The following is a 23955-nucleotide window of genomic DNA, read 5'->3' as shown; positions in this document are numbered from 1 at the left end:
CCTCGTCAACAGCGGGAGGGGGACGGAAGCGGGAGCGGCGGGCACGCCTGAAGCCGGACTCAATCCAGCTTCAGGAAATGCTCGCGGTAGTGGAGCAGTTCGTCGATGGATTCGTGGATGTCGGCCAGGGCCGTGTGCTTCTGGGCCTTCTTGAAGCCCTCCATCGCGGCGGGCTTCCAGCGGCGGGCGAGCTCCTTGAGCGTCGACACGTCGAGGTTGCGGTAGTGGAAGAAGTCTTCCAGCTTGGGCATGTAGTTGGCCAGGAAGCGGCGGTCCTGGCAGATCGAGTTGCCGCACATCGGCGACTTGCCGGCCGGGATGTAGGCCTTCAGGAAATCGATGACCTGCTGCTCGGCATCGGCCTCGGCGATCGTCGACGCCTTGACGCGGTCGATCAGGCCGCTCTTGCCGTGCGTGCCCTTGTTCCAGGCGTCCATGCCGTCCAGCATCGCGTCGGACTGGTGGATCGCGAAGACCGGGCCTTCGACGCGCACCGTCAGTTGGGCGTCGGTGACGACGACGGCGATCTCGATGATGCGGTCCTTGTCCGGATACAGGCCGGTCATCTCCAGGTCGATCCAGATCAGGTTCTGGTCGTTGAGCGGCAGCACGGGATTGGCGCCGGCGCCAGCGGCGGGGGCGACGGTGGTGTCGGTGGTCATGGGGTTCTTGTCCTTCAGGTTGGGCGCGATTGTCGCCGAGTCGGGCCCCTCTACACTTGCGTCCATGCAGATCTCTCCCGCGGCGCTCGCCGCCGCTCCGTCGCCCTCGGCGCTGAGCCACTCCCCGCTGATGCTGACCGCGGCCTTCGTCGCCGCGGTGATGCTGTCCTTCCTGGTCAAGCTCTGGCTGTCCTCGCGCCAGATGCGCCATGTGGCGCGGCATCGCGGCGCAGTGCCCTCCGCGTTCGTCGGGACGGTGCCGCTGTCGGCGCATCAGAAGGCGGCCGACTACACCGTCGCCCGCGGCCGCTTCGGCACGCTGCACCTGGCCTGGGACACCGCGCTGCTGGTGGGCTGGACGCTGCTGGGCGGGCTGGACCTGCTCAACCAGTGGATGCTGTCGTGGCGCCCCGAGCTCGGCGACATGGGCTACCAGCTCGGCCTGCTGGCCGCGTTCGCCATGCTGTCCGGCGTGCTGGACCTGCCCTGGTCGATCTACAACACCTTCCGGCTGGAAGAACGCTTCGGCTTCAACCGCACGACGCTCAAGCTGTTCCTCGTCGACGGGGTGAAGGGACTGGCGGTCGGCGCGCTGCTGGGCCTGCCGATCGCGGCGCTGATCCTGTGGCTGATGGCCAAGGCCGGCCGCGGCTGGTGGCTGTGGGCCTGGGGCGCGTGGATGGGCTTCAACCTGTTGATGCTGGTGATCTACCCCACCGTCATCGCGCCGCTGTTCAACAAGTTCCAGCCGCTGGAGGACGCCGTGCTGCGCGAGCGCGTCCAGACGCTGATGCAACGCTGCGGCTTCGCGGCCAAGGGCCTGTTCGTGATGGACGGCAGCCGGCGCTCGGCGCACGGCAATGCGTATTTCACCGGGCTGGGCGCGGCCAAGCGCGTCGTCTTCTTCGACACGCTGCTGGAACGCCTGAACCCGCCGGAGGTCGAGGCTGTGCTCGCGCACGAGCTGGGTCATTTCAAGCGCCGCCACGTGCCGCAGCGCATGGTGCTGATGTTCGCGTTGAGCCTGGCCGGCTTCGCGCTGCTGGGCTGGCTCAGCGCGCAGGCGGGCTTCTACCTGGGCCTGGGCGCGCGGCCCAGCCTGGAAGCGCCCAACGACGCGCTGGCGCTGCTGCTGATCATGCTGGCGCTGCCGCCGTTCGCGTTCTTCCTGACGCCGCTGATGTCGCTGTGGTCGCGCAAGCACGAGTTCGAGGCGGACGCCTACGCCTGCGCGCAGGCCAGCGGCGCCGATCTGTCGAACGCGCTGCTGAAGCTGCATGAGGACAACGCCGGCACGCTGACGCCGGACCCGGTGTTCGCGCGCTTCTACTACTCGCATCCGCCGGCCAGTGAGCGGCTGGCGGCGATCGCCTCGCTCGTGACGCCATCGATGCCCTCCACGCCGACGGGACAACCCGCATGAGCACGAGCACGGGCAAGGACGTCCAGACCGGCCTGGTGGTGCGAGGGCACGGCCGGCATTACGTCGTCGAGGACACCGACGGCCAGCGCATCCACTGCCTGACGCGCGGCAAGAAGAGCGATTGCGTCGTTGGCGACCGCGTGCGCTGGCAGCGCAGCAGCGATCACGAGGGCGTCATCGAGAAGGTCGACCCGCGCCGCAACCTGCTGTTCCGCCAGGACGAGTGGAAGACCAAGAGCTTCGCGGCCAACCTCGACCGGCTGCTGATCCTGGTGGCGGTGGACCCGCAGTTCTCGGAGTCGCAGCTCACCCGCGCGCTGATCGCCGCACGCAGCGCCGGCATCACCGCCGACATCGTGCTGAACAAGACGGACCTGCCCGGCGCGGACGCGGCGCGCGAGCGCCTCGCCCCGTACAAGGCGATGGGCCAGCGCGTGCTGGAGCTCAGTTTCAAGGGCCGTCCCGACGAGGCGAGCGACACGCTGCGACCGCTGCTGCACGGCCAGGCGACGCTGGTGCTGGGCCCCAGCGGCACCGGCAAGAGCACACTGATCAACCTGCTGGTGCCGGATGCGAAGGCTCAGGTGGGCGAGATCTCGCAGGCGCTGAATTCAGGACGCCACACGACGACCACGACGCAGTGGTACTGGATGGACGCGGCACGAGAGGCCGCGCTGCTTGACTCGCCGGGCTTCCAGGAATTCGGCCTGCGGCAGATCGCGGCGCCGGACCTGGCCAGCTACATGCCCGATTTCCAGCCGTATCTGGGCGAGTGCCGCTTCCACAACTGCAGCCATCGGCACGAGCCGGGCTGCGCGGTGCTGGTCGCCGTCGAGGCGGGCAAGATCAGCCCCTCGCGCTACCGCATCTACGACGAGCTCTGGGACGAGCTCAGCGCACCGCCGAAGTATTGAGCGGGGCGACGGCCGCTGGCCCTCACCCCTGCCCTCTCCCGCAAGCGGGAGAGGGAGTAAGAGTGGCGCTCGGTCGGACACCCTCTTCCTCTTGCGGGAGAGGGAGGGGTGAGGGCCAGCGGCCCCACGCAGTCAGCGTTCCAGTCGCGGATCGCTGTTCGGGACTTCGCGGACTTCCGCGTCGATCACTTCGCCCTGCGGCGCACGGCTGCCGTTCATTCCGTTCATCGCACCTGGTCGGAACGCCTGCGAACGGAACTGGGCCGCGCGGCGGAACGTGGCCGTGTGCAGCGTGGGCTTGCGGCCGCGGATCAGGCTCCACAGCAGCACGACGCCGAAGATCACCAGCCCGGCGGCGAGCACCACCAGGAACAGCACGATGGAAGCCACCGCCAGCACGAGGCGGGCGGCGATCGAGAAAAGCGTGGAGAGAGCGTTCATCGTTCCTTCAGATCGGGGCGATCGCGCGGATTCAAGTCCGCGGGGCCATCACGCCCCGGATCCCCCAAAAATCATCCTCGACCAATGTAGGGCATCTTGGTGGCCATGACCGTCAGGAACGGCACGTTGGCCGACAGCGGCAATTCCGCCATGTAGAGCAGCGCGCTGGCGGCATGCGCGACGTCCATCCGCGGTTCGACCATCGTGCCGCCGTGCGCCTGCGGCACGCCGTGCACGAAGCGCTCGGTCAGGTCGGTCTCGGCGTTGCCGATGTCGAGCTGGCCCGCGGCGATGTCATGTTTGCGGCCGTCCAACGCCAGCGTCTTCGTCAGGCCGGTGATGGCATGTTTGGTCGAGGTGTAGGCGATCGACCCCGGCCGCGGCGCATGCGCCGAGATCGAGCCGTTGTTGACGATGCGTCCGCCGCGCGGCGACTGCCGCTTCATCAGCCCGAAGGCGGCGCGGGCGCACAGGAAGCTGCCGGTCAGGTTGATGTCGACGACGGCGCGCCAGGTCTCGATGCTGAGCTCGTCGATGTCCGACGCGGGCGCGCCGCGACCGGCGTTGTTGAACAGGAAATCGAGCCGGCCCCAGCGGCGTTCGATGGCGTCGAAGGCGGCGGCGACCTGTGCCTCGTCGGCGACGTCGGTGGGCAGCACGAGTGCGCGCTCCGGGGCGAACGCGGCGGTCTCGCGCAGCATCTCGTCGCGGCGGCCCAGCAGCGCCACCTGCCAGCCGGCCTGCATCAGCGCCTGCGCGGCGGCGCGGCCGATGCCCGACCCGGCGCCGGTCACGGCGGCGAATCGCAGCTTGGAGGGCGTCGCCGCGGCCAGCGGGACGACCTCAGGCGAGGGGGTCACGTCGGCAGCGACGGAATCGAGGGCGGCGTGGGCAGAGTCCATCCCCCCATCATAGGGAGCACGGGGGAAATCGGCTGACGCGACGCTGAAGCAGCGGCGCGCTCTGCGCCCGCTATCGCCCTTGGGGTTACGCCCTGCATCGCCCCTTGGAGCGGAGCCGGCCACGACAGGCGGATGCCGGACAGGACGTCGTGTTCGCTCATCGCGCGGCCACCTGTTCGCCGTCCATCGGACGATCCGCGCGGCGGGACGTGACGACGACCGTCGGCAGCGTCCGCACGTCGCCGGCAGCGCGCAGCGCGGCCAGTGTCTGGGTCGACTTGCCGTTGATGACCACCGTGGGCAGTCGCTGCGGCTCTTCGGCGCGGCTGGGCAGCGCCAGCAGCAGGCCCGCGGCGATGCCGGTCGCGACGCCGATCAGCGCGGCGACGCGCTTGACGTTCGTGAATCGGTCGTAGCAGCGAATGGTGTTCATCTCGTCCTCCGGGGCCGCGGGTTGCTCTTGCGGCATGGGACGAATGATTGCCGGGGTTAACCCCTAGCGAAAGTCGGCTGCGACCAACCCGTGCCAGCCGGCGATGAACTGCGGCAGGGCGCGATGAATGACACCCGTCGGAAGGGTTTACCCCATGAACTAGGGGCCCCTTCCGGGGCCCCTCGTCAGTCGGATGACCGCCTGATATCCGACTGATATCCACGCGGTATCCGCGTGATGTCAGCGCACGCGCATCAGGCGGGGATCAGTCCCCTGCCCTTCAACATCGGCTCCACGCGCGCATCGCGGCCGCGGAAGGCACGATAGGTCGCGCCTGGTTCGCGGCTGTTGCCGACCGACAGGATGTTGGCCAGCACCGATTGCGCAGTCGCCGCGTCGAACGGATCGCCGGCTTCGACGAAGGCCTCGAAGGCGTCGCAGTCCAACACTTCCGCCCACAGGTAGACGTAGTAGCCGGAGGCGTAATAGCTGCCCGAGAACAGGTGCTGGAAGTGCGTCAACCGGTGGTTCATGCCGATCGCCGGCGGCAGGCCCAGGCGTTCCAGCGTCTCGCGCTCGAAGGCGACCGGATCCGGCGCCTCGGCCTGCTCGCGCCCGTGGAGCGCGAGGTCCACCAGCGCCGACGCGCAGTAGCGCACCGTCTCGTAGCCCTGGTTGAAGGTCGCGGCCGCCTTCAGGCGGTCGAGCAACGCATCGGGCAGCGGCTCGCCGGTCTTGTAATGGCGCGCGTGCCGCTTGAGCACCTCGGGCTCGGCCATCCAGTGCTCCATCAGCTGCGACGGCAGCTCGACGAAGTCGCGCAGCACCTGCGTGCCGGACAGGCGCTCGAACTCGACGTCCGACAGCAGGCCGTGCAAGCCATGGCCGAACTCGTGGAACAGCGTGCGCACGTCGTCGAAGGACAGCAGCGTCGGTTCGCCCGGCGCGCCCTTCGCGAAGTTGTTGTTGTTCAGGATGATGGGCAACGCGTCGATGCCATTGCGGGCCTGCCAACGCAGCGCGTTCATCCAGGCGCCGCTGCGCTTGGTGGGACGCGCGAAGTTGTCCTGGACGAAGATCCCGCGCAGCGAGCCGTCCGGCCGCTGCACCTCGTAGACCTTCACGTCCGGGTGGTAGCCGGCGACCTGCGGCTGCGCGACGAAGCGCAGGCCGTAGAGCCGCGAGGCGCAGTCGAACATCGCCTGCACCATCGCGTCCAGCGGGAAGTAGGGCTTGACCTCGGCCTCGTCGAGCTGGAAGCGCTGCTGGCGGACCTTCTCCGCGTACCAGCGCCAGTCCCAGGCCTCGATCGTCAGGTCGTGACCGAGTTGCGCACGGACCTCGTCGAGCATCGCCCGCTCGCGCGCGGCGGCTGCCTTGGCCGGCTCCCAGACCTGGTCCAGCAGGCCTTGCACGGCGGACTGCCGGCCGGCCATCGTGTCGGCGAGCGCATAGTCCGCGAAGCTGCGGTGACCGTGCAGCGCGGCTTGCTCATGGCGCAGCGCGAGGAGCTCGCGCACCAGCGCTCGGTTGTCGGTCTCGCCAGGGATCTCGCCGCGGCCGACCCAGGCGCGCCAGGCCTGCTCGCGCAGGTCCCGGCGTTCGCTGAAGGTCAGGAAGGGCACGATCAGCGAGCGCGACAGCGTCACGACGTGCACGCCCGCTTCCGCCTGCCCGCGTTCCAGCGCGGCCTGCCGCGCGGCGGCGCGGACGAAGTCCGGCAGCCCGGCCAGTTCGGCCTCGCCGCGCAGCACCAGCTGGTAGCCGCTTTCGTCGGCGAGCACGTTCTGCGCGAAGCGGGTGTTGAGTTCGGCCTGCCGCTCCATGATCGCGGCGTAACGCGCGCGCGCCTCACCCTGCAGGCGGGCGCCGGCGCGGACGAAGTCCAAGTGCACGCGTTCGAGCAGCCGCAGCGACTCGGCCGGCAGGCCCAGCGACGCGCGCTGTTCATGCAGCCGCTCGACGCGCTCGAACAGCGCGGCGTTCAGGTAGATCGCGTTGGTGTGCGCCGCCAGCGGCGCGGCCATGCGGCGTTGCACGGCCTGCAGCTCGGGCGAACTGGCCGAGGCGCTCAGCGTCGAGAACAGATGTTCCAGCGCCGTCAGCGCGCGGCCCGCGCGATCGAGCGCGGCCAGCGTGTTGTCGAAGTCCGGCGCGGCCGGATTCGTGGCGATCGCGTCGAGCTCGGCGCGGTGCGCGGCGAGCGCGGCGTCGAAGGCGGGTTCGACGTGTTCGGCGCGGATCGCGTCGAACGGGGGCAGCCCGTACGGGCCGGTCCAGGCGGACAGCAGCGGATTGGTGCTCATCGGGTCTGCCCCTTCCTCATCACTTCTTGTTCTGTTCCTTCTTGATCGCGATCTCGTCGGCCTCGTCGTACGAACGGTTGCCGCACTTGAACTTCCAGTCGTTGCGCTTGTCGTTCAGATCCTCGACGGCCTCGTTGAAGTCGTCGGCGAGCTTCTGGTGCGCCTCGACGCGGACGTTGAAGGCCTTGTTGCCTTCGACGCGGTCGTTGCGGGCCTTGTTGAAGGCGTCGATCTTCGGCTGCAGCGCGTTCGCGCGGGCCTGGTACTCCTCCTGCTTGGCCTTCAGTTCCGCCTTCTCCATCTTGGCGGCGCCGGCCTCGATCTCCGCGCCGAACGCCTTGACGCCGTCGATCTCGGCCTTCAGGGCCGTGCTCTGCGCCTGCATGTCGGCCTCGAACTTGTCGGAGTCGGCCTTGGCGGCGCGCAGCTCGTCGCGCTCCTTCAGGACCTCGGCCTTCTTCTTGTCGAGTTCCGCGGCGGTGGCTTCGTTCTGCTGATTGGTGTTCATGCAGGTGCGCAGCTCGTCGCGCGTCATCAGCTTGCCCTTGCCACCCTTGGTGGTCGTGGCCGCGGCCGGAGCGGCGGACGTGGCAGGCTTGGCGGCGGGCTTGGCCGGCGCGCTCGTCTGGCCGCTCGTCTGGCCGCTCGTCTGGGCGGAGGCCAGACCGCAGGCCAGCAATGCCGCGACGGCGAGGGAGGTGCGAAGAGTGTTCATGTCGTCTCTCAAGTCATTGCGCCGGATGGGCGCTGTCTCGTCGGTACGGACCGTCCGGCTCGCGACCGGTCCGCTGTGCGGGTCGGCATGATGCCACGACCCGGATAATGCGCCGCTTCAGATCGTTTCCGGCCCGCGTGCAGCCCGCACGGCAGGCTGTCCACCCCGCACACGACCGCCTCAGGCGGCACCCCACCATGGCGCTCAAGGCCACCATCCACAAAGCCCAGCTGCAGCTCTCCGACATGGACCGCCATGTCTACGGCGAGCACTCCCTGACCGTCGCGCGCCACCCGTCGGAAACCGACGAGCGGATGATGCTGCGCATCCTCGCGTACGCGCTGAACGTGCCGGCCGACGACCTGCACGGCAAGCTGGAGTTCAGCAAGGGCCTGTCCGACGTCGACGAACCGCCGCTGTGGCAGCTCGACCTGACCGGCCAGGTCGTCCACTGGATCGAACTCGGCCAGCCCGACGAACGCCGCCTGCGCCAGGCGCATGGCCGGGCGGACCGCGTCACCGTCATCGGCTACGCGTCCAGCACGCCCGTGTGGTGGGCCGGCATCCAGAACAAGCTGCAGCGCACGCCCAAGCTGGCCGTGTGGCAGATTCCGGCGGAGCAGGCCCAGGCGCTGGCCGCACTCGCCGAGCGCGGCATGCAGTGGCAGGTCAGCATCCAGGATGGAACGGCGTACGTCAGCACCGAGAAGGGCGCGGTGGAGATCACGCCGCAATTGCTGAAGGAACGCGAAGAGTAAGACCTGGAGTAAGGTGGGGTGCGCAGACCCCAGCCCTCACCCCTGCCCTCCCCCCTGCCCTCTCCCGCAGGCGGGAAAGGGAGTTGCCCGGGGAGTTGCTTGATCAGGAGACCGTTGTGTCGCAATCCGTGCCTTCCGCTTCCGCCGAACCCACGGCCTCCATCGACCCCGTCGCGGCCCACGCCGGCGGGGACGATCCGTTCCTGTGGCTCGAAGCGCTCGAGGGCGACGAGGGCGAACGCGCGCTGCAATGGGTGCGCGAGCGTAACGAGACCACCCTCGCCGCGCTGAAGGCGGAGCCCGAGTTCGAACCGGTGCGCGAGGAGCTGCTGCAGATCCTCAACGCCCGCGACCGCATCCCGCACGTCGCGCGGCGCGGCGACTGGTTCTACAACCTGTGGCAGGACGAGGCCCATCCGCGCGGCCTGTGGCGGCGCTGCACGCTGGAGGAATACCAGCTCGCCGAACCGCCCTGGCGCCTGGTGCTGGACCTGGACGCGCTGGGTCGCGACGAGGGCCGCAGCTGGGTCTTCCACGGCGCGACGGCGCTGGCGCCCGAGTACCGGCGCTGCCTGGTGTCGCTGTCCGACGGTGGCGCCGACGCACACGAGCTGCGCGAATTCGACCTGGAGACGCTGCGCTTCATCGCGCCGACCGACGGCGGCTTCTTCGTGCCCGAAGCCAAGAGCGACGTCGAATGGCTGGACGCCGACACGTTGCTGGTCGGCAGCGATTTCGGGCCGGACTCGCTGACCGAGTCGGGTTATCCGCGGCAGGTCCGGCGCTGGGCGCGCGGTACGCCGCTCGAAGCCGCGCCGGTGATCTTCGAAGGCGAGAAGGCGGACGTCTCCGTCTCCGCGTCGGTCGACCGCACGCCGGGCTTCGAGCGTGTCGTCTTCAGCCGCGCGCTGGACTTCTACAACGAAGCGCGCTTCCTCTGGAAGGACGGCGCCTTTGTCCCGATCGACCTGCCCAGCGACATGAGCGTCCACCTGGAAGGTCCATGGATGCTGCTGCGTCCGCGCACCGACTGGGCCATCCCGCACGGGCCGACCTATCCGTCGGGCTCGCTGCTGCTGATGGAGGAAGCCTCGTTCTGGAAGAACGAGCGGCACGACAAGCACATCCGGGTGATGTTCTCGCCGACGGCGGGGCGTTCGCTCGAGGACTACACGCTGACGCGCCACCACCTGCTGATCAACGTCAGCGAGCACGTCGCGAGCCGGCTCGAGGAATGGGACCTCTCGCACCGGCCACCGACGCTGCGCCAGGTCAAGGCGCCCTTCCCCGGCACGCTGAGCGTGCAGAGCCTGCACGACCCGGAGCTGCTGGAGGACGCGCTCGGCGACCGCTACCTGCTGCACTACTGCGATTTCCTCACGCCCGACGTCGTCTGCCTGGCGCAGGCCGGCGTCGACACGCGCGAGACGCTGAAGCAGCGCGGCGCGCAGTTCGACGCCCACGGCATGACGGTCGAGCAACGCTTCGCCACCAGCGCGGATGGCGAGACGGTGCCCTACTTCGTCATCGGCAAGCGCGGCCGCAGCGCGCAGGCGCAACAGGAGACGCCGACGCTGCTCTACGGCTACGGCGGCTTCGAGGTCTCGCTGCAGCCGTGGTACTCGGGCGGCAACGGCCGGGCGTGGCTCGCGCGCGGTGGGCAACTGGTGGTCGCCAACATCCGCGGCGGCGGCGAGTACGGTCCGCGCTGGCACCAGGCGGCGACGCTCGAGCACAAGCAGCGCAGCTTCGACGACTTCATCGCCGTGGCCGAGGACCTGATCGCCCACCGCCTGACGCGGCCTGAACGGCTGGGCATCATGGGCGGCAGCAACGGCGGGCTGCTGGTCGGGGCCTGCATGGTGCAGCGGCCGGAGCTGTTCGGCGCGGTGGTGTGCCAGGTGCCGCTGCTCGACATGAAGCGGTATCACCTGCTGCTGGCGGGCGCCTCCTGGATGGCCGAGTACGGCGACCCCGACGACCCCGACGACTGGGCGCACATCGCCGCATACAGCCCGTACCAGCAGCTCAAGCCGGGCGTCACGTATCCGAGGGCGCTGTTCGCCACCTCGACGCGCGACGACCGCGTGCATCCCGGCCATGCGAGGAAAATGGCGGCTCGCATGCTGGCCTTGGGCCAGGCGTGCTTCTATTACGAAAACATCGAGGGCGGCCACGGCGGCGCTGCGGACAACCAGCAGCGGGCGCTGTTGCAAGCCCTCGAGTTCGCCTACCTGTGGCGGCAACTCGGCAGGGAGTCCCCTCGTGGAGACGTATCTTGAATCTGGTCATCCAGCATCATCCCGACGCGAGATGCTTTCTTGCGCAGCCGCAACCCGGACTGCAATGCCGGCTCGACTATGAGCGGCACGGCGAACAGCTGATCATCACCCACACCGGCGTGCCGGCGCAGTTGAGCGGGCAAGGCCTCGCGGCCGCGCTGGTGGAGGCCGCCGCGCGCTGGCTGGCGGAGTTCCCGCTGCAGCTGGTGCCGGGCTGCAGCTACGTGCGGCACTGGCTGCTGCGGCATCCGCGCTGGCAACGGCTGCTGACGCCGGCACCGGCGCAGCGCGTGCTCAACGAATGGTTCGGCCTGCCCGGCAGCGAGCAGGACGGCCAGGTCCAGATGAAGTGGTTCAAGAAGGATGCGGCCTTCGACGCGGCGCTGCGCGAGCGCTTCGGACCCGTCATCGAGCAGGCGCTGCGCGGCGGCCTGCGCGAATGGGACTCCACGGCCTGGGGCGCGCTGGCGCGAATCCTGGTGCTGGACCAATTCACGCGCAACGTCCACCGCGACACGCCGACGTCCTTCGCTGGTGACGCGCTGGCGCTGGAGGCCGCGCTGACGTTGCTGCCGCGCGCGCAGGACCTCGGCACGCTGGAGCGCTGGTTCGTTGCGATGCCACTGGAGCACGCCGAGGACCTCGCGATGCAGGACCGCAGCGTCGCGATCTTCGAGGCGCTGGCTGCCGAGGACGAGCGTCTGAAGGACGCGCTGGACTACGCGCGCAGGCACCGCGACGTCATCGTCCGTTTCGGTCGTTTCCCGCATCGCAACGAGGTCCTCGCCCGCGAGAGCACCCCTGAGGAGACTGAGTTCCTGCAACAGCCCGGTTCGCGATTCTGACTGCCCTCGGGCAGGGCCGGGGCAGGCGACGAAGTCGTGCCGTCAAGACTGACCAGGCGCGTTCTGTCTGACCGCAGCGAGCCGAAGGTGAGCGAAGGGAGTTGAGCGCCCGAGGCACGACGGGAGTCGCCTGCCCCGGCCCTGCCCGAGGGCAGTCGGCGAGGTGCTCTTACGTCGGTTCCTTCTCCTGCAGCAGCCGCCACATGACCTTCCCCGACCCCGACTTGGGCAGCGCGTCGACGAACTCCACGATGCGGGGCGCCTTGTAGGCTGCCATGTGTTCGTGGGCCCAATCGATGATGTCCTTGTCGGTGGTCTTGCCCTTGGCCTCGGCGCGCAGCACGACGACGGCCTTCACCGTCTCGCCGCGATAGGCGTCCTTGGCCGCGATGATGCAGGCCTCCTGCACGGCCGGATGGCGGTACAGCAGCATCTCGACTTCCGACGGCCAGACCTTGTAGCCGCTGGCGTTGATCATCCGCTTGAGCCGGTCGGTGATGAAGAAGTAGCCCTCCTCGTCCATGCGTCCGAGGTCGCCGGTGCGGAAGAAGCGCTTGCCGTCGAGCTCGACGAAGGCTGCGTCGGTCGCTTCCGGTTGCCGCCAGTAGCCCTGGAACACCATCGGGCCGTGCGTGATGATCTCGCCCACCTCGCCGACCGGCAGTTCCTCGAGCGTCGTCGGATCCACGATGCGCGAATCGACGCCGAAGATCGGGATGCCCAGGCACTGCAGCTTCGCGCGCTCGGGCGGATTGCCGTGGCTGGGTGCGGCGGTCTCGGTCAGGCCGTAGCCTTCGGCGAAGGTCAGGCCGAACTCTTCCTGCAGCCGTTCCGCCACGGCCTTGGGCATCGCCGCGCCGCCGCCGCTCAGGTAGCGCAGGCTCCGCAGGTCGAAGGACTTGTAGTTGGGGCTGGCGAACAGGTCGATGATCATCGTCGGGATGCAGGTCCAGTGCGTGACCTGGTAGCGCGAGATCAGCCGCCCGCAGAGCTCGCGGTCCCAGCGCGGCATGATCACGAGCGTCATGCCGATGAACACGGGGCCCAGCACCCCGTAGAGCGTGCCGGTGATGTGGAACATCGGCACCACCGCCAGTCCCACCGATTCCGCGCTGGCATAGCCCCACTGGCAGCCGCCGCAGCTGTTGGCCATCAGTGTCGCGTTCGTGTGCACGCAGCCCTTGGGCAGACCGGTGGTGCCCGACGTGTAGGGCAGCATTGCGAGATCGTCAGGCCCCGCGGTGTGCGGCCCCGGCACGAGGCCGGCGGCGATCGCCTCACGCCAGTCGGTCGCGCCCGGCGGCAGCTCGTGCACGGCGGTCAACCAGGCGCGCATCGCCTCGGGCGCATCGCAGGCGGGATCGGGGCCGGCGGGCGGCAGCATCTGCCAGTACTGCGTCACCAGCACCGCGCGCGGACGCTGCGACACCGGCAGGGTTTCCGCGGCTTTCGCGACGATGCCGGCGAGCTCGCCGCTGCAGATCACGACCTTGGTCTCGGGGTCGGTCAGGTAATGGCCGAACTCGTCCTGGCGGTTCATCGGATTGACCGGCACCACGACCGCATCGGCGCGGTTGATCGCATAGAACGCGATCAGGTACTGCGGACAGTTCTGCAGGAACAGCGCGACGCGGTCGCCCTTGCCCACGCCCTGCGCCCGCAACCAGCCGGCGAGCGCCTCGGCCTGGCGGCGCATCTCGCGGAAGCTCAGCGTCGCACCGAGGAACTGCGTCGCCGCCTTGTCTGGATAACGGTTCGCGGCGACCTCGAGGTTGAACCACAGCGAGGTCCGCGGAATCGCCAGCCGCCGCGGCAACCTGGCCGGCCAATGGCTGTACTGCACGTCGGCGTTCTCGGGACGGGGGGTGACCACGCGCGTCATCGATCTGTCTCCTGTCTTTGTTTGGACCGATCTTCAGTCGGTCTCACGACCCACCTTGTCACGGCAGCGACAACCCCCGATGGAGCGCGAGGACAGCGAGCGCCGATGGGGCCGGAATGGCGCTGGGGGTTCCCGGAGGGATGCCCCCAGCGCCGTGGAGTGCCCGCGCCTGGCCCACCGCAGTCCAAGCGCCCAGCCCGCGCGTTCCACGCCCACGTGTGGCGTAAACCAGACTGCATCCCCGCCATTGGGGTGGTCCCGTAGATGCTCCGCCCGGGCGCCGCGCGTAGCATGCGGGCTTTCACCAATGTCCCGTACGGCATCCGCTTCCGATCCGGCAGCGTCGATGCGAGGCCGGGTCGTGCCTCCGTCCATGCTGATCGCGCGCCGTTCCACCCTGCTGGGGCTGTTGACCTGTGTCCTGGGATCCACCGACGCATCGACGGCGTGGGCGCTCCCCGCCGCGCCGCCGCTGGACCTGCCCGCCGGTCCGGTCGTGCTGACCGTCGGCGGCGCGCTGCGCAACGCCAACCGCGACGGCCGTGCCGCCTTCGACATGGCCATGCTCGAAAAGCTGCCGCAGGTCAGCTTCAGCACACAGACCCCCTGGTACCCGAGCCCGCGCAAGTTCACCGGCCCGCTGCTGCGCGACGTGCTCGCCGCCGCCGGCGCGCAGGGCCGCACGATCGAAGCCCGCGCGCTCAACGACTACCGCGTCAGCATTCCCGTCGACGACAGCGCGCGCTACGACGTGATCGTCGCGCGGCTGATCGACGACAAGCCCATGGCCGTGCGCGACAAGGGCCCGCTGTTCCTGATCTACCCGTTCGACCGCGCGCCCGAACTGCGCAGCAGCATCTTCTACGGTCGCTCGGCGTGGCAGCTCACCCACCTGGAGCTGCGCTGAGCATGACACGCGACGCCGCCCGCCTCGTGAGCGCCAAGGCCAACGCCAAGCGCCGCTGGCGCATCGCCGTCTCCGCGATGGGCCTGCTGCTGGTGCTGGCGCTCGCGGGCGTCGCCTGGCTGCAGGCGCGCCAGTACGAGGCGCTCAACGGCACGCGGCGCTACCAGGACGACTACCTCGTCTGGAGCCTGTTCCAGTTCGAGACCGAATACCTGAAGCTGCGCCTGGCGCTCGAGCAGGCCGCCGGGCCCAGCGTGGCGGTCGATCCCGACCAGGTCGCGCAACGCTACGAGATCTTCGTCAGCCGCCTGAACCTGGTGGAGAGCGAACACGCCGCGCTCGTGCTGGCGCATCACCCGGACTACCAGCGCACGCTCGCGCGAACGCAGGACTTCGTGCGCTGGGCCGACGCGCTGCCGCTCAACGGCGCGCTGATCCGCGAGCATCCGGAGCGCATCGTCGCGATCATCGACCGGCTGGAGCCGCTGGCCGATCCCATCCGTGACCTGTCGCTGACCTCGACCCACCACGTCGCCGAGGACGTCACCCGGCGCAACGACATCGTGCGCAACCAGAGCCGCGTGAGCCTGGGCCTGACGGCGGCGCTGTCGGCGATGACGCTGCTGTTCGCGGCCGTCATCTACCGCCAGTTCCGCGGGCTGGAGCGCTACGGCGACAAGCAGAAGGCGCTGGCCGCCCGGCTCACCGACGCGCAGCGCGAGGCCGACGCGGCCAACCACGCCAAGACGGTGTTCCTTGCCAACATGAGCCACGAGCTGCGCACGCCGCTGCAGGGGCTGCTGGGCATGCTGGGGTTGATCAAGGAGGCGCCGTTGACGTCCGCGCAGCAGGAGCAGTTGAAGGCCGCGAACGACTGCGCGCGCCATCTGCTGGCGGTCCTGGGCGACATCCTGGACGTGACGCGCATGGAAGCCGGCGGCCTGTCGATCGCGCCGGAGCCGCTGCAGCCGGGCGCGCTGATGAAGGAACTCGAGGCGCTGAGCCGGCCGCAGGCGGCGGCCAAGGGCCTGTCGCTGCATTTCGGCGTCGACGACGACGTGCCCGGCTGGTTGCTGGCCGATCCGACGCGGCTGCGCCAGATCCTGCTGAACCTGCTCAGCAACGCGCTGAAGTTCTGCGACCGCGGTCAGGTCGGCTGCCAGATGCGGTGCGGTGTGGGCGCGCTGGGCGAGGACCTGCTGATGGTCGAAGTCAGCGACACCGGGCCCGGCATCGACGCGCAGACGCAGGCGCGGCTGTTCCAGCGCTTCAGCCAGGGCGACGCAAGTACCTCGCGGCGTCACGGCGGCGCGGGGCTGGGGCTGGAGATCTCGCGCCGGCTGGCGCGTGCGATGGGCGGCGACATCCACGTGCAGAGCGCGGTCGGCCAAGGCGCCCGCTTCACGCTCGCGCTGCCGCTGCGCGCCGGTGCGGAGCTGCCGCCGGGGCGCATGGTGCCAGGTGTTGCGGAGGCCTCGAATGCGGCCAACGCCTACCCTGGGGCGCAGGACGCGGCGGCCGCCGCCCAGCCGGTCGCCGGCCTGCGCGTGCTGGTCAGCGAGGACAACCCGACCAACCGCATCGTCATCGAGGCGATGCTGGAGCGGCTCGGCCATCATCCGACCCTGTGCGAGAACGGCTTGCAGGCGCTGCATGCGTTGCGTCAGCAACCGTTCGACATCGTGCTGATGGACCTGCACACGCCGCAGATGGACGGTTTCGAGGCGACCCGGCTGATACGCGAACTGCCGGCGCCGCGCGGCCGGCTGCCGATCATCGCGTTCTCGGCGGACGCGTTCGAGGAGTCGCGCCGGAAGGCCGACGAGGCCGGCATCAGCGCCTTCCTCGCCAAGCCGGTCGAGCTGGAGACCCTGCGCGCGTGCCTGCAGACGCTGGCGCCGTCGCGGGCGAGACCTGAAGCTGCCTGAAGCGGCTTGGAAGCGGCTTGGAGGCGGCTTGGAGGCGGCTTGAAAGTGGCCCGGCCGCGCCGACGGCACGGCGGGCCGTCTTCGCCGAAGCCCACGAGCCTTCTCTTATAGTCCCTCTCCACCACAGAGAGCCCCGCCCATGTACCTGTCCCGGATCGCGCTGACCAACGTGCGCTCGATGGCGTCGCTGGCGATCGACTTCGGCGCCGGTCCGGACGCGCCGGCCGGCACGAACCGGCGCTGGACGCTCCTGCTCGGTGAGAACGGCTGCGGCAAGAGCACCGTGCTGCGTGCGATCGGCCTGCTGCTGGCGGGCAGCGAGGCCCTGCCCGAGCTGCTCGGCGACACCGACAGCTGGATCCGCAATGGCGCGCGGCAGTGCCGCATCGCCGGCACGCTGGTGACGGCCAAGGGTGACCCGCGCGAGATCGCGCTGGAGCTGCATCGCGGCGACGGCCTGCGCGAGATCTTCGAGCGCAACGCGCAGACGCTGGAAGCGCTGGACGCGGCGATCCGCCATGCCGACCGCAACTACTTCGTGCTGGGCTACGGCGTCTCGCGCCGCCCGCCGGAGGGCGGCAAGCGCTCGAGCGGTCCGCTGGACGATTCGGCGCGCTCGTCGCGGGCACGCGCGCTGGCCTCGATGTTCTCGCCGGACGCGTCGCTGGTATCGCTGCAGCGCTGGGCCATGGACCTCGACTACCGGCGCGGCGACGCGGCGCTGGCGCCGATCCGCGCGGCACTCAACCAGTTGATGCGGGGCATGAACTTCTCGCGCATCGACAAGGAGTCGGGCCAGTTGATGTTCAAGACGGTCGACGGCGAAGTGCCGTTGAACCAGCTGTCCGACGGCTACCAGAACATGGCGGCGTGGTGCGGCGACCTGCTCTTCCGCATCACCGAAGCCTTCCCTGATCGCAAGGATCCGCTGGCCACGCGCGGCGTGCTGCTGATCGACGAACTCGACCTGCACCTGCACCCGGTGTGGCGGCGGCAACTGATGGACTTCCTGTCGACCCTGCTGCCGCATTTCCAGTTCATCGCGACGACGCACTCGGCGCTGACCGCGCAGCAGAGCGGTGAAGGCGAGCTCTTCGTCATCCGACGCGAAGGACCGAAGCAGCGGCCGACGCTGGTGCCCTTCATCGGCGAACCGCGGCTCATGATGCTGCACCAGCTGCTGATGAGCCCGATGTTCGGGTTGGAGTCGATGGACTCGGTGGCGGTGGAAACCGCGCGGAACACGGCGCGCAAGCTGCACACGAAAACGAAGACGCAAGGCAAGGCGCTGACCTCGCGCGAGCGCACGCAGCTGCAGCGCAGTGCCGAGGTGCTTCGCGTCGCGCCCGAGTGGGACGCGGTGCCCGATTACGCGCGGCAGCAGACCGCGCTGCTGAAGGAACTCAAGACGACGATCGCGAAGCAGGCGGCGAAGTCCGCGCCCGCCACGGATGCCGCCGTCGGCAAGACCGTCGCGAGGAAATCCTCTGGCACCACAGCCGATCGGAAGCCGGCCAAGCCGGCACCGGCGCTGTCGCCGACCAAGCTGAGGGCGGCGGTGAAGCGGGTGGAGCGCTCGAAGTGATCCGACTGCGGCGCGGCCGCGACGCCGCGAGCCTGGGCGCATTCACCGGCGCCAAGCTGCAGCAGCGGCTGCTCAAGCTCGAGGGCTACTTCTACGAGGACGGCGGCCGGGTCGACTTCAAGCCCAAGGCGCGCCAGATCTGGTCGACCGCGAAGCCCGCGCTCAAGCTCGATTCGGCTGGCAAGTGCGCGTACTGCGAGGCTGACACGGCCGTGGTCGCGCACGGGGACGTCGAGCACTTCAGGCCGAAGGACCTGTACTGGTGGCTCGCCTACTGCGTCGACAACTACACCTTCAGCTGCCAGGTCTGCAACCAGGTCTACAAGGGCAACAGCTTTCCGGTCACCGGCGCGCGATTGAAGCCACCACGCATGCCGGCCGCACAGCCCGTCGACGCGGCCAAGGCGGCGGCGCTCGCCGCGAGCTTCTGCCTCGATCCGGCCAGCGCCACGGACGCATCGCTGAAGCGCTTCTTCGCGGGCGAGCAGCCGCATCTTCCGGATCCTTACCTCGTCGATCCCGAGAAGCTGCTGTCGTGGAACGCGATCGAAGCGACCAAGGAGGTCTGGCTCATCGCGCGAGGACGTTCAGCGAAAGCCAAGGCCGCGGCGAAGGCGGCCGACGAGGTGCTCGGCCTCAACCGCACGGAGCTGCTGCGCCTGCGCTGGAATCACTACGACCTACTGCGCACGCTGGCGCTTGCGTTCCAGGAGATGGATCCGGCGTCACCGAACGCGGCGAAGGTCCTCGCCGGCATCCGCCGCCGCGCCGACGGCGATCAGCCGTTCGCGGCGATGACGCGGCATTTTCTGCGGACGTGGGGATTGCTCTCCTGATCCCCCAAAGGTCTGCACCCTTCAACCCCTCTTCGGAGGGCGACTTTCCGACTAGCGGCTCGCGCCGATTCGGCAGACATTGGACGCATTCCTTTCGTCCCATTTCAGGAGCCACCCGATGAGCAGTCTCATGTCCAATGAGTTCATGGGGTCAGGCGTTGCCAGAGATCCTCGCATGACGTCGCCACATCACCTGACTCTACCTGTCGAGGCCATTGACCGCGCCTCGGTGCCGACCCACGATCGCGGCCTTGCCGTCAGGGTGGCGGTCCTGGAGACCAACGTGCATGGATTGAAGAACGAAGTCAGCGAGTTGAAGAGTGAGTTTCGCGAGTTCCGAAAGGAGATGCGCGCCGACATCTCGGCGATCCGCACCCACGACTTCCGGTTGTTGTTCGGCGCGCTCATCACTGTCGCGCTGAGCCTCGTCGCCGTCATGGCCAAAGGCTTCCACTGGATCTGATCAGACGACCACCGGCTCCGGTTCCAGCCGGATACCGAAGCGGCCGTAGACGCTTTCCTGGATCGCCCGCGCCAGCGTGACGACCTCGGCACCGCGGGCCTCGCCGCGATTCACCAGCACCAACGCCTGCTTCTCGTACACCGCCGCGCCGCCGACGCTCTTGCCCTTCCATCCGCAGGCATCGATCAGCCAGCCCGCGGCCAGCTTGAAGCTGCCGTCAGGCATCGGGTAATGCACGATGTGCGGGTCGCGCGCAATGATGTCGCGGCACTGCTCCGCGCTGACCACCGGGTTCTTGAAGAAGCTGCCCGCGTTGCCGATGCGCGCCGGGTCCGGCAACTTGGCCCGGCGGATCTCGCAGATCCACTCGAACACCTGGCGCGCGTCGGGCGCCGTGATGCCGGTCTCGGCCATCTTGCGTTCGATGTCCAGGTAGCCCAGTTGCGGCTGCCACGGCTTGGGACAGCGCAGGCGCACCTTGGTGATCACGCTCTTGCCCGCGAGGCCGCCGTAACCGGTCTGCTTGAACACGCTGTCGCGGTAGCCGAAGCGGCACACCGCCGCAGGCAGCGTCACGCGGCGCCCCGTCGTCAGGTCGACGACGTCCACGTTCTCCAGCCGGTCCTTCAGCTCGACGCCGTAGGCACCGATGTTCTGCACCGGCGCGGCCCCGACGGTCCCGGGGATCAGCGCCATGTTCTCCAGCCCCGGCACGCCCTGCGCCAGCGACCCAGCCACCACCTCGTGCCAGGGCACGCCGGCGCCGGCCTCGACGATCCAGCAGTCGTCGCGCTCCTCGACGCTCAGGCCCATGATCTCCATCTTGAGCACGACCGCATCGACATCCCGCGTCAGCACGAGGTTCGACCCGCCGCCCAGGACGAACTTCGGCGCGCGGCCCAGTTCCGGGTGATCGACGACGCGGCGGACGTCCAGTTCCTCGCGGATGCGCACCAGCCGGCGCGCCGTCGCGGGCAGGCCGAAGGTGTTGTAGGGCTTGAGGTTGACGTCGTGCTCGATGACGACGCCCTCGCGGCGCTCGGTCGAGGGGGGGATGGCGGGAGACTGCATGGCTAGAATTCTCGCCCATATCCCCAAGGATCCCCCCGGAGGACGGCCCCCGACGACCGGTCGCCGCCCTCCCCCTCTGAAAGAGCCGTACACATGCCCAGCTTTGACACCGTCCTCGAACCCGACATGGTGAAGGTCCGCAACAGCGTGGACGCCAGCGCCAAGGAAATCGCGACCCGCTTCGACTTCAAGGGCACCAGCGCCGCCATCGAGTGGAAGGACAAGGAAAAGGAAGTCCACGCCACCGGCGACGCCGAATTCCAGCTCGAGCAGATCGAAGCCGTGCTCTATTCGAAGCTGACCAAGCAGGGCGTCGTGCTCGGCTTCGTCGACAAGCAGGACAAGATCGAGAAGCTCGGCGGCGACCGCGTCAAGCAGGTCTACAAGATCAAGAACGGCCTGGAGGCGCCCGAGGCCAAGAAGGTCGTCGCCGCGATCAAGGAAAGCAAGCTCAAGGTGCAGGCCCAGATCGAGGGCGACATCGTGCGCATCACCGGCAAGTCGCTGGACGACCTGCAGGGCGCGCAGGCCGCGCTGCGCAAGGCGCTGCCCGATCTGCCGCTGAGCTTCGACAACTACCGCAAGTGATCTTCGGCGCGGACCGGGCGCCTGTCCGGCGCCGGTCCCGCTCCGCCACGCGGGCGCCCTGCCCGCGTGCGCGCCGCGACGGCATCCGCCGCGCAACAGAACAACATCCCCGGGGGACGACATGAGCACTCTTCGCAAGCCTGGCTGGCGACGTCCCGCCGCTGCGGCGTTGACGGCGGCGCTGCTGGCGCTGTGCGCTCCGGCGGCGCAGGCGGACAGCGCCAAGGCCGCGCGCTATTACGAGGACGCGCTCAAGCGCTTCGAACGCCAGGACCTCGACGGCGCTGTCATCCAGCTCAAGAACGCGCTGCAGCAGGACGCCCGGATGCTGGCGGTGCATGTGCTGCTGGGCAAGGCGCTGCTGATGCGCGGCGAGGCCGCGGCCGCCGAGATCGAGTTCAACGAGGCGCTGTCGCAAGGCATCAACCGCGCCGAAGTGGCCGTGCCGCTGGCGCAGGCGCTGGTCGCGCAGGGCAAGCAGCCCGAAGTGTTCAAGCAGCCGGCGCTGGTCCCCGACGGCCTGCCCGACAACATCCGCAAGCCGCTGCTGCTGGTGCGCGCGGCGGCGGCCTCGGACCTCGGCGACCCGACGCGGGCGCAGGCCCAGATCGACCTGGCGCGCGCCATTCCTCCGGACAACGCCGACACCTGGCTGGCCGAGGTGCCGCTGCGCCTGCGTGCGCGCCAGTTCGACCAGGCCACCGCCGCCGCCGACCAGGCGCTGCGGCTGGCACCGGGCCACAGCGAGGCGCTCTACCAGCGCGCCACCGTGCCGCATGTGCAGGGCAAGCTCGATGAAGCGCTCAAGGGCTACGAACGCGCGATCGCGGCCGATCCGCGCCACCTCGAAGCGCAACTGGCGCGCGGCGGCCTGCTGATCGACCTGAACCGCGACGCGGAAGCGCTGGCGCAGGTCCAGTCCGCGTTGAAGCTGGTCCCCAGCGAGCCCCGCGCCCTCTACCTGAGCGCCGTGCTCGCCGAGCGCCGCAACGACGCCGCTGCGGCCAAGGCCGCGCTGAAGGCCGTCACCAACGAGCTGGATCCGGTGCCGATCGAGTTCATCCGCTTCCGCCCCCAGGCGCTGATGCTCAACGGTCTGGCCCATTTCGGCCTGGGCGAGATGGAGAAGGCCAAGCCCTACCTCGAGTACGCCCAGCGCCAGACGCCCAACAGCCCGCTGTCCAAGCTGCTGGCGCAGGTCTATGTGGCGGAGCCCAACCTCGACCGCGCCGGCGAGGTGCTGGAGTCCTACCTCAAGGCCTACCCCGGCGACGGCCAGGCGCTCGTGATGATGGCCACGCTGCAGATGGCACAGGGCCGCCATGCACGCGCCGCCACGCTGATGCAGGAGGCGCTGAAGTCCCGTGACGCGCCGGAGTTCCGCACCGCGCTCGGCCTGTCGCTGCTGCGCGGCGGCCAGTCCGGCGATGCGGTCGGCGAGCTGGAGAAGGCCTTCCAGCGTGACCCGCGCCAGGTCTACGCGGGCATGGCGCTGGTCTCGCTCTACCTGCGCGGCGGGCAGACGGCCAAGGCGGTCGGCATCGCGGACAAGCTGGTCAAGCAGGACCCGAACAACCCCACGGCGTGGATCCAGCTCGGCGTGGCGCGCCGGGCGGCCAACAACGCGGCCGGCGCGCGCGAGGCCTATCAGAAGGCCAGTCAGCTCGACCCCGGCCTGGTCGAGGCGCAGCTCGGGTTGGTGCGCGTCGACATCACCGAGCGCCAGTTCGACGCGGCCCAGACGCGGTTGACGGCCTTGCTGAAGACGGACGAGAAGAACGCCGAGGCGCTCTACGAGATGGCGCTGCTGAGCGAGGCCCGCGGCCAGACGGCCGAGGTGCAGCGCTGGCTGTCCAAGGCCACCGACGTGAGCACCTCGCGCAACACACGGGCGGACCAGGCCCTGGTCGCCTGGCTGCTGAAGCAGGAACAGCCGGGACCGGCACTGGAAGCGGCCCGCAAGCTGCTCGGCAAGGCGCCCGACGATCCGCAGACGTTGATCACCTACGCCCGGGCGCAGCTCGCGAACCGCGACGTCAAGGGCGCCACGGCGACGCTGACCAGCGCGGCGCGGCGGTCGGGATTCGGCGCGGATCCGCTCGCGCAGATCGCCGGGCTGCAACTGGATGCGCGTGACCTGGTCGGCGCCGCCTACAGCCTGGACAAGGCGCTGCAGGCCGCGCCGCAGCATGTCGGCGCCCTGGCCCTGTCCTCGACGGTTGCGATGCAGCAGGGCAATCTGACGCTGGCCGAGAAGCAGGCGAAGCAGGTGGTCCAGCTGCGGCCGCAGATGGCGCTCGGATATTCGCTGCTGGCGGACGTCGCGCAGGCTCGCAAGCAGCCCGCCCAGGCGCTGGAAGCGCTGCGCAAGGCCCATGAGATCCAGCCCACCAGCGGCAGCCTGCTGGCGCTGATGCGGGCCTTGAGCCGGCAGGACGCGGGCGGCAAGGCCGCTCAGGACCTGGCCGAACGCTGGCTGAAGACGCATCCGGCCGACCTCGCGGCCTGGAAGGCGCTGGGCGACGCCCAGGCACGCGCCGGGGCGTTCCCGGCGGCCCGGCGCAGCTACGAGGCTGCGCTGAGGCTCAGGCCCAATGATGTCGAGACGCTGAACAACCTGGCGAGCACGATGATCCGCCAGGGCGAGGCGGCGGCTGCTGCGGCGATGGCCGAGAAGGCCCTGGCGCTGGACCCGCGCAATCCGTCCGTCATCGACACCGCCGGCTGGGCCTACCACCTGGCCGGCAACGGCGAGCGCGCGCTGCCCCTGCTGCGCGATGCGCGCCTGCGGGAGCCCAACAGCCCGGACATCCGCTATCACCTCGCCGCGGCGCTGGCCAAGGCGGGGCGCAAGACCGAAGCGCGCGAGGAACTGGATGCCGCGCTGCGCAGCACCGCGTTCGACAGTCACAAGGAGGCGCTGGCCTTGAGCCAGACCCTGCGCTGAGGGCGGAAAGCCCCTCTGGTGAGGGGTTCCTGCGCCTGTCGGAAGAACTTACAGTCCCGTTCCAGAA

Annotated in this window: 20 protein-coding genes; 12 read left to right on the top strand and 8 right to left on the bottom strand. The window is 69.4% G+C overall.

Going from position 1 to position 23955, the window contains the following annotated elements; all coding sequences use genetic code 11:
* Positions 1 to 59: 59 nt before the first annotated feature.
* Complete coding sequence (gene orn, locus AC07PR_RS08555; RefSeq protein ID WP_431104412.1) at positions 60 to 662, bottom strand: oligoribonuclease; 603 nt, start codon at positions 660 to 662, stop codon at positions 60 to 62.
* A gap of 112 nt (positions 663 to 774) precedes the next feature.
* Between orn and AC07PR_RS08550 the strand changes: the two genes are divergently transcribed.
* Positions 775 to 2085 carry a M48 family metallopeptidase gene (locus AC07PR_RS08550; RefSeq protein ID WP_495135301.1) on the top strand — a complete coding sequence of 437 codons (1311 nt, stop codon included), beginning with the start codon at positions 775 to 777 and terminating at the stop codon, positions 2083 to 2085.
* Positions 2082 to 2999 carry a ribosome small subunit-dependent GTPase A gene (rsgA, locus tag AC07PR_RS08545; RefSeq protein WP_495135017.1) on the top strand — a complete coding sequence of 306 codons (918 nt, stop codon included), beginning with the start codon at positions 2082 to 2084 and terminating at the stop codon, positions 2997 to 2999. Before AC07PR_RS08550 ends, rsgA begins: the two co-directional genes overlap by 4 nt.
* A 132-nt stretch (positions 3000 to 3131) precedes the next feature.
* On the opposite strand, the gene AC07PR_RS08540 is transcribed toward rsgA, so the two are convergent.
* From AC07PR_RS08540 to AC07PR_RS08520, 5 genes are all read right to left on the bottom strand, one after another.
* Positions 3132 to 3440 (bottom strand): hypothetical protein, encoded by a 309-nt coding sequence (locus tag AC07PR_RS08540; protein ID WP_377153524.1) that lies wholly within the window; start codon positions 3438 to 3440, stop codon positions 3132 to 3134.
* A gap of 71 nt (positions 3441 to 3511) precedes the next feature.
* Positions 3512 to 4342: an SDR family oxidoreductase gene (locus AC07PR_RS08535; protein WP_377153522.1), complete on the bottom strand. Its 831-nt coding sequence runs from the start codon at positions 4340 to 4342 to the stop codon at positions 3512 to 3514.
* Positions 4343 to 4499: 157 nt separating this feature from the next.
* Positions 4500 to 4775, bottom strand: coding sequence for a hypothetical protein (locus AC07PR_RS08530; RefSeq protein WP_377153520.1), 276 nt, complete (start codon positions 4773 to 4775; stop codon positions 4500 to 4502).
* 254 nt (positions 4776 to 5029) lie between these two features.
* Positions 5030 to 7081 (bottom strand): M3 family metallopeptidase, encoded by a 2052-nt coding sequence (locus AC07PR_RS08525; protein WP_495135016.1) that lies wholly within the window; start codon positions 7079 to 7081, stop codon positions 5030 to 5032.
* A gap of 19 nt (positions 7082 to 7100) precedes the next feature.
* The gene (locus AC07PR_RS08520; protein ID WP_495135015.1) at positions 7101 to 7796 is read right to left on the bottom strand and encodes a hypothetical protein; all 696 of its coding nucleotides are present in this window, start codon (positions 7794 to 7796) and stop codon (positions 7101 to 7103) included.
* A gap of 197 nt (positions 7797 to 7993) precedes the next feature.
* On the opposite strand from AC07PR_RS08520, the gene AC07PR_RS08515 reads away from it, so the two are divergent.
* The 3 genes from AC07PR_RS08515 to AC07PR_RS08505 all read left to right on the top strand — a co-directional run bounded on the left by AC07PR_RS08515 (position 7994) and on the right by AC07PR_RS08505 (position 11681).
* Positions 7994 to 8554 (top strand): YaeQ family protein, encoded by a 561-nt coding sequence (locus tag AC07PR_RS08515; RefSeq protein ID WP_377153514.1) that lies wholly within the window; start codon positions 7994 to 7996, stop codon positions 8552 to 8554.
* 116 nt (positions 8555 to 8670) lie between these two features.
* A complete protein-coding gene (locus AC07PR_RS08510; protein WP_377153512.1) occupies positions 8671 to 10836 on the top strand; it encodes a prolyl oligopeptidase family serine peptidase in 2166 nt (721 codons plus the stop codon).
* Positions 10833 to 11681, top strand: coding sequence for a DUF924 family protein (locus AC07PR_RS08505; protein ID WP_495135014.1), 849 nt, complete (start codon positions 10833 to 10835; stop codon positions 11679 to 11681). Before AC07PR_RS08510 ends, AC07PR_RS08505 begins: the two co-directional genes overlap by 4 nt.
* A 169-nt stretch (positions 11682 to 11850) precedes the next feature.
* Here the strand turns inward: AC07PR_RS08505 and AC07PR_RS08500 are convergent, their stop codons facing one another.
* A complete protein-coding gene (locus tag AC07PR_RS08500) occupies positions 11851 to 13563 on the bottom strand; it encodes a long-chain fatty acid--CoA ligase (RefSeq protein ID WP_377153508.1) in 1713 nt (570 codons plus the stop codon).
* 361 nt (positions 13564 to 13924) lie between these two features.
* On the opposite strand from AC07PR_RS08500, the gene AC07PR_RS08495 reads away from it, so the two are divergent.
* The 5 genes from AC07PR_RS08495 (at position 13925) to AC07PR_RS08475 (ending at position 19282) form a co-directional block, all read left to right on the top strand.
* Complete coding sequence (locus AC07PR_RS08495) at positions 13925 to 14470, top strand: putative pterin-binding protein (RefSeq protein WP_377153506.1); 546 nt, start codon at positions 13925 to 13927, stop codon at positions 14468 to 14470.
* Positions 14471 to 14472: 2 nt separating this feature from the next.
* Positions 14473 to 16398, top strand: a complete 1926-nt coding sequence (locus tag AC07PR_RS08490; RefSeq protein WP_495135013.1) for an ATP-binding protein — start codon at positions 14473 to 14475, stop codon at positions 16396 to 16398.
* A 139-nt stretch (positions 16399 to 16537) separates the two neighbouring features.
* Positions 16538 to 17983, top strand: a complete 1446-nt coding sequence (locus AC07PR_RS08485) for an AAA family ATPase (protein WP_495135012.1) — start codon at positions 16538 to 16540, stop codon at positions 17981 to 17983.
* Positions 17980 to 18819, top strand: coding sequence for an HNH endonuclease family protein (locus AC07PR_RS08480; protein WP_495135011.1), 840 nt, complete (start codon positions 17980 to 17982; stop codon positions 18817 to 18819). The genes AC07PR_RS08485 and AC07PR_RS08480 overlap by 4 nt, the downstream gene beginning before the upstream one ends.
* Positions 18820 to 18937: 118 nt before the next feature.
* The gene (locus AC07PR_RS08475; RefSeq protein ID WP_495135010.1) at positions 18938 to 19282 is read left to right on the top strand and encodes a hypothetical protein; all 345 of its coding nucleotides are present in this window, start codon (positions 18938 to 18940) and stop codon (positions 19280 to 19282) included.
* On the opposite strand, the gene murB is transcribed toward AC07PR_RS08475, so the two are convergent.
* Complete coding sequence (murB, locus tag AC07PR_RS08470) at positions 19283 to 20353, bottom strand: UDP-N-acetylmuramate dehydrogenase (protein WP_483107053.1); 1071 nt, start codon at positions 20351 to 20353, stop codon at positions 19283 to 19285.
* 93 nt (positions 20354 to 20446) lie between these two features.
* Between murB and AC07PR_RS08465 the strand changes: the two genes are divergently transcribed.
* Positions 20447 to 20941 carry a YajQ family cyclic di-GMP-binding protein gene (locus tag AC07PR_RS08465; protein ID WP_297528740.1) on the top strand — a complete coding sequence of 165 codons (495 nt, stop codon included), beginning with the start codon at positions 20447 to 20449 and terminating at the stop codon, positions 20939 to 20941.
* 121 nt (positions 20942 to 21062) lie between these two features.
* Complete coding sequence (gene prsT, locus AC07PR_RS08460) at positions 21063 to 23888, top strand: XrtA/PEP-CTERM system TPR-repeat protein PrsT (RefSeq protein WP_495135009.1); 2826 nt, start codon at positions 21063 to 21065, stop codon at positions 23886 to 23888.
* Positions 23889 to 23955 lie beyond the last annotated feature (67 nt).

It is taken from the genome of Roseateles sp. GW821-FHT09H11, assembly GCF_059415845.1.
This window is presented reverse-complemented; position numbering and strand designations above follow the sequence as displayed.

What these genes read in the sequence shown, in the direction of transcription:
- orn (WP_431104412.1), bottom strand. Translation starts at nt 662, where the DNA reads ATGACCACCGACACCACCGTCGCCCCCGCCGCTGGCGCCGGCGCCAAT.
- rsgA (WP_495135017.1), top strand. Translation starts at nt 2,082, where the DNA reads ATGAGCACGAGCACGGGCAAGGACGTCCAGACCGGCCTGGTGGTGCGA.
- AC07PR_RS08540 (WP_377153524.1), bottom strand. Translation starts at nt 3,440, where the DNA reads ATGAACGCTCTCTCCACGCTTTTCTCGATCGCCGCCCGCCTCGTGCTG.
- AC07PR_RS08535 (WP_377153522.1), bottom strand. Translation starts at nt 4,342, where the DNA reads ATGGACTCTGCCCACGCCGCCCTCGATTCCGTCGCTGCCGACGTGACC.
- AC07PR_RS08530 (WP_377153520.1), bottom strand. Translation starts at nt 4,775, where the DNA reads ATGAACACCATTCGCTGCTACGACCGATTCACGAACGTCAAGCGCGTC.
- AC07PR_RS08525 (WP_495135016.1), bottom strand. Translation starts at nt 7,081, where the DNA reads ATGAGCACCAATCCGCTGCTGTCCGCCTGGACCGGCCCGTACGGGCTG.
- AC07PR_RS08520 (WP_495135015.1), bottom strand. Translation starts at nt 7,796, where the DNA reads ATGAACACTCTTCGCACCTCCCTCGCCGTCGCGGCATTGCTGGCCTGC.
- AC07PR_RS08515 (WP_377153514.1), top strand. Translation starts at nt 7,994, where the DNA reads ATGGCGCTCAAGGCCACCATCCACAAAGCCCAGCTGCAGCTCTCCGAC.
- AC07PR_RS08500 (WP_377153508.1), bottom strand. Translation starts at nt 13,563, where the DNA reads ATGACGCGCGTGGTCACCCCCCGTCCCGAGAACGCCGACGTGCAGTAC.
- AC07PR_RS08490 (WP_495135013.1), top strand. Translation starts at nt 14,473, where the DNA reads ATGACACGCGACGCCGCCCGCCTCGTGAGCGCCAAGGCCAACGCCAAG.
- AC07PR_RS08485 (WP_495135012.1), top strand. Translation starts at nt 16,538, where the DNA reads ATGTACCTGTCCCGGATCGCGCTGACCAACGTGCGCTCGATGGCGTCG.
- AC07PR_RS08475 (WP_495135010.1), top strand. Translation starts at nt 18,938, where the DNA reads ATGAGCAGTCTCATGTCCAATGAGTTCATGGGGTCAGGCGTTGCCAGA.
- murB (WP_483107053.1), bottom strand. Translation starts at nt 20,353, where the DNA reads ATGCAGTCTCCCGCCATCCCCCCCTCGACCGAGCGCCGCGAGGGCGTC.
- AC07PR_RS08465 (WP_297528740.1), top strand. Translation starts at nt 20,447, where the DNA reads ATGCCCAGCTTTGACACCGTCCTCGAACCCGACATGGTGAAGGTCCGC.
- prsT (WP_495135009.1), top strand. Translation starts at nt 21,063, where the DNA reads ATGAGCACTCTTCGCAAGCCTGGCTGGCGACGTCCCGCCGCTGCGGCG.